Origin of the sequence: Aeromonas sp. R3-1 (genome assembly GCF_040908345.1) — a bacterium.
Taxonomy (GTDB): Bacteria; Pseudomonadota; Gammaproteobacteria; order Enterobacterales; family Aeromonadaceae; genus Aeromonas; species Aeromonas veronii.
The window spans coordinates 1-7,983 of the sequence record NZ_JBFODN010000198.1; the positions used below are offsets into that span (position 1 = coordinate 1).

Below are 7,983 nucleotides of genomic sequence, written 5' to 3' on the forward strand. Positions count from 1 at the left end.
GCGCCGCTGGGCCATGGATGGCCCATCGGCGCGTGCCGTGGGACAAACGGGTGAACCGAGGGAATCCGACGCAGGAGGGCGAACAAGTGGGGGATTAGACCTTTGGTGACTTTGGGTCTTTCCAAAGTCACTCGCCAAGCCGCGCAGTGGCGGCGAAACCTCGTCGAGGACGGAGTCCTCGTGTCCTGCATGGCGAAGCCATGCCAATTAGACGGCGATATTTCGCCAAGCAATGACGTTACCGACCCCCTCACCCTAGCCCTCTCCCGCAAGGGGAGAGGGGACGGTTACCTTGGCGCAGGCGCGGGAGACCGGCTGGTCTCCGCTAAAGTGGCTACCGCCCCTGACTGTCGCTACCAGATTGCGCCGTTGACCATTGATCTCGGAAAAGGGGTCAACAGACGCCCGTCGCCATATTACGGAGCCAGAGTGGTCTTATCTATGGTTTTGATGAGATAACTATCAGAAAAGAGTGATTTTTTGCGCTGGCACAAACTTTTATTAATTAGTGATTAGTTGTTGCTTGCCGGGATTTGGTCGTGGCGGGGCGGTGGTGTGACGCCGCGAGGGGGACGCAAAAGGAAAAAGAGGGGAGCGCAAACGGTAAAAAGCGAAGGGGCCCGCGGTGGGCCCCTTGTTGTTGGCGTTCGACGCCGCTATTTGGCGGCGGGGGTAGGGAAGTATTTGCTGTGCAGCAGCGGGTATTCGCTGCTCGCCAACACCTGGGTCAAGCCGGTCTGGAACTCCTTGACCAGCTCGTCGCTCACCGGATGGCTGAAGGCGAAGCAGAACTGCTCCGAGCTCAGCACCCACTGCTCCTTGAAGCGGGCGGGGTCGAGTTTTTGCTCGACGATCAGCTGCTCCATGGTGGTCTTGTTGGTGGAGACCAGATCGACCCGGCCTGAGGTGAGCATCTTGAGCGCCTGTGCCAGCCGGTTGGCGGCCATCAGTTTGGTCTCGTCAAAGCCGTTGTTGAGCAGCAGTTGCTCCCCCACATCGGCTCGCACCGCCCCGATATTGAACGCCTTGGCATCGTCGAGCTTGGTGATGGTGATATTGCGATCGGCCAGCCCCACCAGCACGATCTCGGCATACCCGATGGGGCAGGCCCACTTGAACAGGGGATCCCGTGCCTGGGTGCGGGCGGTGGAGAAGAGCACCGCATTGGGCTTTTGGGTCAGCAGGTAGTAACCACGCGCCCACGGCATGATGGTGATGGGCTGCGCCGGTGTATTGGTCTTTTTCCATACCAGTTGCAGCAGTTCGACCGCGAGGCCGGTGGGGGCGCCGCTGGCATCGGCATAGTTGTAGGGTTTGTACTCTTCGGTGATGTAGTGCAGTTTGCCGAGCTCAGGACTCGCCTGTGCGAGGGTGGCCAGCAGCGCCCCGGCCAATCCAATCCATGGTTTCATTTTTGCCATCCTGATCAAGGGAATATCTGCTCAAGTGTGACCAAGCTGGCCGATTTCGCCAAGGCGACGGAGCATGTTTGGCAAAAAAGCGCGGGCGCACGTTGCCATCCCGCGTCCTATGTCGGCGGTGATCAGGGCGTTAGCGCAGCGGCAGGTATTTGGCTTGCAGGGCCGAGAAATCCGCCGAGGCGACGACGTGGGTCAGCGCCTGCTGAAAGAGGGCGACCTCGCTGTCGGGCACCTGACGGCTGAAGGCGTAGCAGAGCGGTCTGGCATCCAGCACGAAGGCGACATGAAAGTCATCCGGCTTGAAGCCGAGCTGCTGCAGGGTTTGATAGCCCGCCAGCTTGTTGGTCGCAAAGAGATCGGCGCGACCTGAGGTGAGCATTTTGGCCGCCTGGGTGAGACGGTTGGCCAGCATCAGCTGGCGCTCATCGATACCGCGTTCGAGCAGCAGCTGTTTGGAGACGGTAGAGCGCACCACGCCGACCTTGTAGCGGCTGATCTCGGCCTCCGAGCCGAGGGTGATGTTGTCCGCCTTACGCCCCAGCAGCACAAACTCCGAGTGATCGATGGGGCAGGCCCACTTGAAGAGTGCCTCCCGCTGCGGGGTGCGGGCGGTGGCAAACAGCACCACATTGGGTTTTTGTTGCAACAAGTTGTAGCCCCGGGCCCAGGGCATAATGCGGATTGGCTGGGGCGACACGCCGCGGGCTTTCCAGATAAGCTGCATCAGCTCCACCGACAATCCGGTCGGCATCCCTTGTTGGTCGCTGAAATTAAACGGGGGAGAGATTTCGCTCAGATACTCGAGTTTGCCCGGATCGGCCTGCGCGAAGGTGGCCCACAAGAGCAGTAGCAGATGAGGTAGGTGCCATGTCCGCACGGGAAAGATCCTTCGCAATCAACTATGTAGGCCAGTTTGACTGCTTGCGGCGGGAATAGCTAGCCACCTCTATTGCATCTTTCATCAATAAAATGGGCAGCGAACTGCTGCCCGTCGGGTGAGTGAGTGCTCAGCGCACCGGCAGGTATTTGGCCTGCAATTTGCGAAACTCTTCCGAGGCGAGGGCGCGGGTCAGGCCCTGCTGAAAGAGGGTGATCTCGCTGTCGGGCACCTGACGGCTGAAGGCATAGCAGAGCTGCTCGGCGCTCAGCACCATGGCCACGTTGAAGTCGTCGCTGCTCAGCTTCAGTTCGCGGATGGCGTCATATCCCGCCAGCTTGCTGGTGGCGAGCAGGTCGGCGCGGCCGGAGAGCAGCATCTTCAATCCCTGCGACAGGCGGTTGGCCGGGATGATGTTGTTGTCATCCATGCCGTTGTTGAGCAGCAGCTGCTCGGCGGCGTCCGAGCGCACGGCGCTGATCTTGTATTGGCTCATCTGATCGAAGGCGGTCAGGGTGATGTTCTGCGCTTTGCGGCCCAGCAGTATGTACTCCGAGTAGCCGATGGGGCATACCCACTTGAAGAGATCCTCCCGCGCCTGGGTGCGGGCTGTGGAGAAGAGCACCACGTTGGGCTTCTGGGTTAGCAAGTAATAACCCCGCGCCCAGGGCAGGATGCGCACCGGCTGGGGTGTCACGCCGCTGTGTTGCCAGATCATCTGCAGCAGATCGACCGCAAGACCGGTGGGCTGGCCTTGCGGATCGCTGAAGTTGTAGGGGGGGTACTCTTCGGTGAGGTACTCGAGCTTGCCCAGATCAGCCCGGGCCGTCGAGGCCCAGCAGAGCAGCAACAGATGACAGATCAGCCATATCCTCATTGGGAACATCCTTAGCGATCAACCTTCCCTTGAGTGTGACCATGAACAGAGTAAATAGCCACTCACTGCCGTTACCAGCGGGCGCGGATCTGCCCGATGGGCTGGTAGGCCTCATCCCGCAGCCCCACCAGCAGGGTCTTGCCATCGGCTTGCAGCCGGAACTCGCCGTAGCGGGCCGCTTCGTACTGCTCTCCCGTGCCCTCTTCAAAGAAGTAGGCATCGGGGCCAATCTGCCACTGCCGCTCGCTCTGGTGCACCTGCAATAGCCGCTCATCGCTGGCGAGTCGATCCGGTTTGCCATCGGCCACCAGAGTGGCCACCTGATGGGCATCGAGGCGGATCACCAGGGTGTCGCTGCCCTTGTTTTGAGTAGTTTGGGCGTCGCGGCTGGTCAGCTCGCGGGCAATTTCATAGTTGAGCCGCATGTAATCCCCCTGCATCAGGGAACGGGGATCGACCGGAGCGAGCCGCAGCAGCACCACTTCGCCGCTGCTCATGGCGTGCTCATAGCGCCAGACGGTGGCATTGATGCCTGCCAGGATGGCGAGGCCGCTCAGCAACAGGGCGAGCTGTCGGGTGACGGGTTTCATGAGTCGCTCCTTGCCGCGAAGGTGGTGAGCAGCTGGCGGGCACCCAGCAGCAGGATGCCGGAGCCCAGCAGCAGCCAGGATTTGGTCATCAGGGTGAGCCCAAGATCGTAGTAATAGAGCGAGCCATAGCCGAGCAGCAGCAGGGCCGAGAGGGTCATCAGCCCCAGACTGCCGGCATAAAATCCGAGGATCAGCACCAGTGCGCCTGCCCCCATGCCGGGGATGATGGCACTGATCAGCACCAGTGGCAGGCCAAATAGCAGGGGGAGCCTCAGTTTCACCATCACCGCCAGCAGCAGGGCGGCGCAGAGCAGGGGATTGAGCCAGAGCGGCAGGCGGGACAGCCCCAGCTCGTCCAGCACGCTGCTGCCGCCGTCCCACAGCGGGTGGTGCAGACGACCCAGCACCAGCAGGGAGAGGGCCAGCCCCAGCGTGATGGAGTGGTAGAGCTGGTGGCGCTCTGGATCCCTATCTGCCCGCAGCCAGCAGAAGGTGATGGCCGCCATCACCAGCGGCAGGGCCAGCAGTTGCAGCCCGAGGCAAGCGAGGCCAAGGGTGAGCAGCAGGGCCGCCGCCACGCTGTGAAACAGCCGCACCAGCCAGTGATCGAACAGCACGGCGATGGCAAGGGACAGCAGGCACAACCCAAACCAGAGCAGGGCGTGATGGAGATCCAGCTGATCGAGCAGGCCATAGAGCAGCCAGGCATCGGCCGCCAGAGTGAGGGCCAGCACGAACTGATCCCAGAGATCGCCGCTTTGGCTGCGATTGAGGGCGTAGGCCCCCGCCAGCAGCACGGCCCCCAGCAGCAGGGCGCTGTTGGCCTCGCGGGTCAGCTGCTCGAAGGTGAGAAACAGGAAAAAGAGCAGGAACAGGGCGGCAATCCAGCCCACCAGCCCGAGCAGAAAGCGGCTCGACCAGTGGGGTTGGGTATCACGGGGCTGATCCCCTTCCACCAGATTGGCCTGTTGCAGTGCTTGCCAAAGGGTCAGATCACTCATGAGACCTCCGTTGTTGTTGCAGCCAGCGGGCGGCGGTGACCGAAAGGCCGATGGCAATCAGGCTCAGCAGCAAGAAGCCGTTGATGTCGGGCTCCATCCACTTGCCCAGCGCCGCGAGGATGACGGCAATCAGACTGAGGCACCCCATGGCGAGTCCGGCGATAAATCTGTGGTGCCACAGGGCATAGGCCGCGGCCAGCCAGCCAAGCCAGAGCGGCCACACCAGCGCAGAGGCGGCATCAAACAGCGCCAGCAGGGTGAGCAGGGTGGCCCCCAGACCGGCGGCAAGGCCCGCCAGCCAGCTTGGCATCAGGCGCCAGCGGTTTGGCGCCAGCAGAAGCAGACCCCAGAGGGCGGCGTTGAGCAGGGTAAGGCACCAGCCCAATCCCTCTTCATCGAAGTTAAAGAAGAACGTGAACAAACCGAGCCGCCAGTAGAGCACCAGCGCCAGCTGGCCGAGCAGCCAGCTTAAGGTCCAGAGCAGGGGGCTTTGGCCAAATACCGCCAGTGGCACCAGCATCAGCGCCCAGGTGGCGAACAGCTGCCAGGGATCAGCGCCGGTCTGGTAGGTCTGACCCACCAGCGCCAGCAGGGCGCCGATATTGAGGGCGATGGCGAGCAGCAGCGCCTGACGGGGGGTATCCCCCAGCGGTTTGCGCCACAGCAGAAGCAGCATGGCGAGCAGCGGTGCCTCCAGCAGGGCGAGGCGGGAGACCCGGCCCAGCTCTTGCCAGTTGAAGGCGACGAAGAAGATGAGGCCAGCCCCGATGCAGAGGGCGCCGAGCCAGAGCAGCAGCCGGTCAAACAGCCACTGCCAGCGCGCCGGATGGGGGGGAAGATCGGCGAGGGTGAGGGCGTCCGCCAGCTTCTCTGGCGCCAGCCGTCCCTGTTTGACCCATTCGAGAAGCGTCTCTCTTGATACGTTGTGCATGGGGGGACTCCACGAGGTTTGCCCCATTATGGCATGAGGCACCCGCAACCGTGCACTGCCCCTTGGCTCTGCGGCTGGTGGTTGCGACAGCGGATTACGCACTAGACAAAGCAGCAAACAAAAAAGCCCTCCGAGGTGGAGGGCTTGGTCAGCGGAAAAGTCGATCAGGCAAAGATCAGGGTGCTCACCCCGAGGCCGACAAAGAGGATGGCGCAGGCGATGCGGATCCCCTTGAGCGGCAGCTTGTCTGCCCCCAGCTTGCCGATCAGCACCACAGGCACGTTGGCCAGCATCATGCCGAGGGTAGTGCCGGTAATGACCTGTACCAGCGAGTCATATTTGGCGGCCAGCAGCACGGTGGCGATCTGGGTCTTGTCGCCGATCTCGGCAATAAAGAAGAGCACGAAGGTGGCCATAAAGGGGCCGTATTTATCCAGCGAGCTCTCCTCGTCATCCATCTTGTCCGGCACCAAAATCCAGATAGCCATGGCGATAAAGGCGATGGCGACCAGCCAGGTCATTATCTTGGGATCGAGCCAGCGGCTGATGAACTCACCAATCCAGGCGGCGCCCGCATGGTTGAGCAGGGTAGCCGCCAGCATGCCGGCGATGATGGGCCAGGGCTTGCGAAAACGGCAGATGAGCAGCAACGCCAACAGCTGGGTTTTATCGCCGATTTCGGCAATAGCGACGCTGAGGGTTGAGGTTAACAAGGCTTCCATAAAAATGACCGGGGGACGGAATTGTTATAAACCAAAGACAAGCCTGCGCCATCCGTCCCCGGTATTGGCACTGGCCCGTCAAAGGTCTTGTCAAATCCATGGCTGGCATGGATCACCCTGACCATGGTGATTTGGCACCAAGTATGTTGATCAGGGTCGCAAACCGGTATTCATGCAATGGATGGCACCGGCGTGCGAGACTACTCCCCCTCGATGGGAGCGGGCATTCTAGGGAAAAACCGCATGAGTGACAAGGGGATCAGCCACCCACCAGCTTGACGCTGAAACCGGCTTTCTCCAGCTCGGTTTTGATCAGGTCCCGTTTATCCCCCTGGATCTCGATCACTCCCTCCTTGATACCGCCTCCGGTGCCGCATTTTTTCTTGAGCAGGGTGGCCAGGGATTTTTGCTGATCGGCGGGTACGCCATGAATGGTGATCACCCCGGCGCCCTTGCGCCCCTTGGTCTCGCGGCGAATGCGCACTGTGCCGTCGGTGGGGAAGGGGGAGGCGGATTGGGGAGCGCTCTGCTCCTTGATCATGCCGCCATCTGTGCTGTAAACGAGGCGGCTGTTGTTGTCGTGACTCATGGCATTACTTTATGGGTTAGCTAAGCGGAGTTTGATTTTACTCAAATAAAAGTTGAAGACACAGCTTATAATGCCCCAAGTAAAAGCGAATTATTATTGTTTAACTTCAGGAGTCAGTCATGGTACTCACGCAGTTGTCACCGGGACAGAGTGCTCGCATCAAGAATATGAATCAGCTCGCCCGGCCGCTGCGCCGCAAACTGATGGTGATGGGCCTGTTGCCCCAGACTGAAGTCATCTATCTGCGCTCCGCCCCCCTGGGGGACCCGCTCCAGATCCAGTGCCAGGGGATCTGTCTCTCCATGCAAAAGAGTCTGGCCCAGCAAATAGAAGTCGAGCCGGTATAACCCCCTGTTCGGCTACCGCTCCGGTCAAGAAACGTCACCGGGAGCGGTTCAGAGACAAGAAGTCGAACCTGCAAAGCGGCTTGCCACACGCGCGGCGGGTTCAGAAGAAAATAGAGGTAGAGCTGGTATGAATTATTCCCTGGTAACGGTAGGTAACCCCAATAGCGGCAAGACCTCCCTGTTCAACGCCCTGACCGGCGCCCGCCAGCAGGTAGGCAACTGGAGTGGCGTCACCGTCGACAAGAAGATGGGTGAGTTCAGCGCGGGTGAGCATCACTTCAAGCTGATGGATCTGCCCGGCATCTATAGCCTGGCCAGTCAGGATGGCAGTCTGGATGAGCAGATCGCCAGCCGCTTTGCCCAGGGCCAACAACCCGACCTGCTGCTCAACGTCATCGACGCCGCCAATCTGGAGCGCTCCCTCTACCTCACGCTGCAACTGCGCGAACTGGGCCTGCCCATGGTGGTAGTGCTCAACAAGCTGGATATCCTGCAAAAGCGCCGCATCGTCATCGACGAGAGCAAGCTCGGCAAATCCCTCGGTTGCCCGGTGGTGGCCCTCTCTGCCCACAACAGCAAGCAGGTTGCCGCCTTCAAGCAGCAGATCCGGCAGTTTATCGGTCAGCCG

General features: G+C 60.9%; 10 protein-coding genes. 2 read left to right on the forward strand and 8 right to left on the reverse strand.

Translation table 11 applies throughout. The features are described 5' to 3' along the window. Positions 1 to 656: 656 nt before the first annotated feature. The 8 genes from AB5Y85_RS12255 to AB5Y85_RS12290 all read right to left on the reverse strand — a co-directional run bounded on the left by AB5Y85_RS12255 (position 657) and on the right by AB5Y85_RS12290 (position 7,008). Complete coding sequence (locus tag AB5Y85_RS12255; RefSeq protein WP_042056222.1) at positions 657 to 1,412, reverse strand: ABC transporter substrate-binding protein; 756 nt, start codon at positions 1,410 to 1,412, stop codon at positions 657 to 659. Between the two features lie 139 nt (positions 1,413 to 1,551). Continuing rightward, positions 1,552 to 2,298 (reverse strand): ABC transporter substrate-binding protein, encoded by a 747-nt coding sequence (locus tag AB5Y85_RS12260; protein WP_139442610.1) that lies wholly within the window; start codon positions 2,296 to 2,298, stop codon positions 1,552 to 1,554. A gap of 130 nt (positions 2,299 to 2,428) precedes the next feature. Then, on the reverse strand, positions 2,429 to 3,175 hold the full coding sequence (locus tag AB5Y85_RS12265) for an ABC transporter substrate-binding protein (RefSeq protein WP_005359739.1): 747 nt from the start codon (positions 3,173 to 3,175) through the stop codon (positions 2,429 to 2,431). A 71-nt stretch (positions 3,176 to 3,246) separates the two neighbouring features. Continuing rightward, a complete protein-coding gene (locus AB5Y85_RS12270; protein ID WP_042056215.1) occupies positions 3,247 to 3,765 on the reverse strand; it encodes a GDYXXLXY domain-containing protein in 519 nt (172 codons plus the stop codon). Next, complete coding sequence (locus tag AB5Y85_RS12275; protein ID WP_236342788.1) at positions 3,762 to 4,766, reverse strand: DUF4401 domain-containing protein; 1,005 nt, start codon at positions 4,764 to 4,766, stop codon at positions 3,762 to 3,764. The genes AB5Y85_RS12270 and AB5Y85_RS12275 overlap by 4 nt, the downstream gene beginning before the upstream one ends. Further along, complete coding sequence (locus tag AB5Y85_RS12280; RefSeq protein ID WP_368221501.1) at positions 4,759 to 5,697, reverse strand: DUF2157 domain-containing protein; 939 nt, start codon at positions 5,695 to 5,697, stop codon at positions 4,759 to 4,761. The genes AB5Y85_RS12275 and AB5Y85_RS12280 overlap by 8 nt, the downstream gene beginning before the upstream one ends. Before the next feature lie 164 nt (positions 5,698 to 5,861). Further along, positions 5,862 to 6,419 carry a TMEM165/GDT1 family protein gene (locus AB5Y85_RS12285; protein ID WP_005337386.1) on the reverse strand — a complete coding sequence of 186 codons (558 nt, stop codon included), beginning with the start codon at positions 6,417 to 6,419 and terminating at the stop codon, positions 5,862 to 5,864. 259 nt (positions 6,420 to 6,678) lie between these two features. Continuing rightward, the gene (locus tag AB5Y85_RS12290) at positions 6,679 to 7,008 is read right to left on the reverse strand and encodes a translation initiation factor (RefSeq protein WP_005337385.1); all 330 of its coding nucleotides are present in this window, start codon (positions 7,006 to 7,008) and stop codon (positions 6,679 to 6,681) included. 119 nt (positions 7,009 to 7,127) lie between these two features. On the opposite strand from AB5Y85_RS12290, the gene AB5Y85_RS12295 reads away from it, so the two are divergent. Both AB5Y85_RS12295 and AB5Y85_RS12300 read left to right on the forward strand, forming a co-directional pair. Beyond that, entirely contained in the window at positions 7,128 to 7,355 is a 228-nt protein-coding gene (locus AB5Y85_RS12295; RefSeq protein ID WP_005337384.1) for a FeoA family protein, read from the forward strand. Positions 7,356 to 7,482: 127 nt separating this feature from the next. Then, positions 7,483 to 7,983 (forward strand): FeoB small GTPase domain-containing protein (locus AB5Y85_RS12300; protein WP_368221503.1); only part of this gene is annotated, 501 nt, incomplete at its 3' end.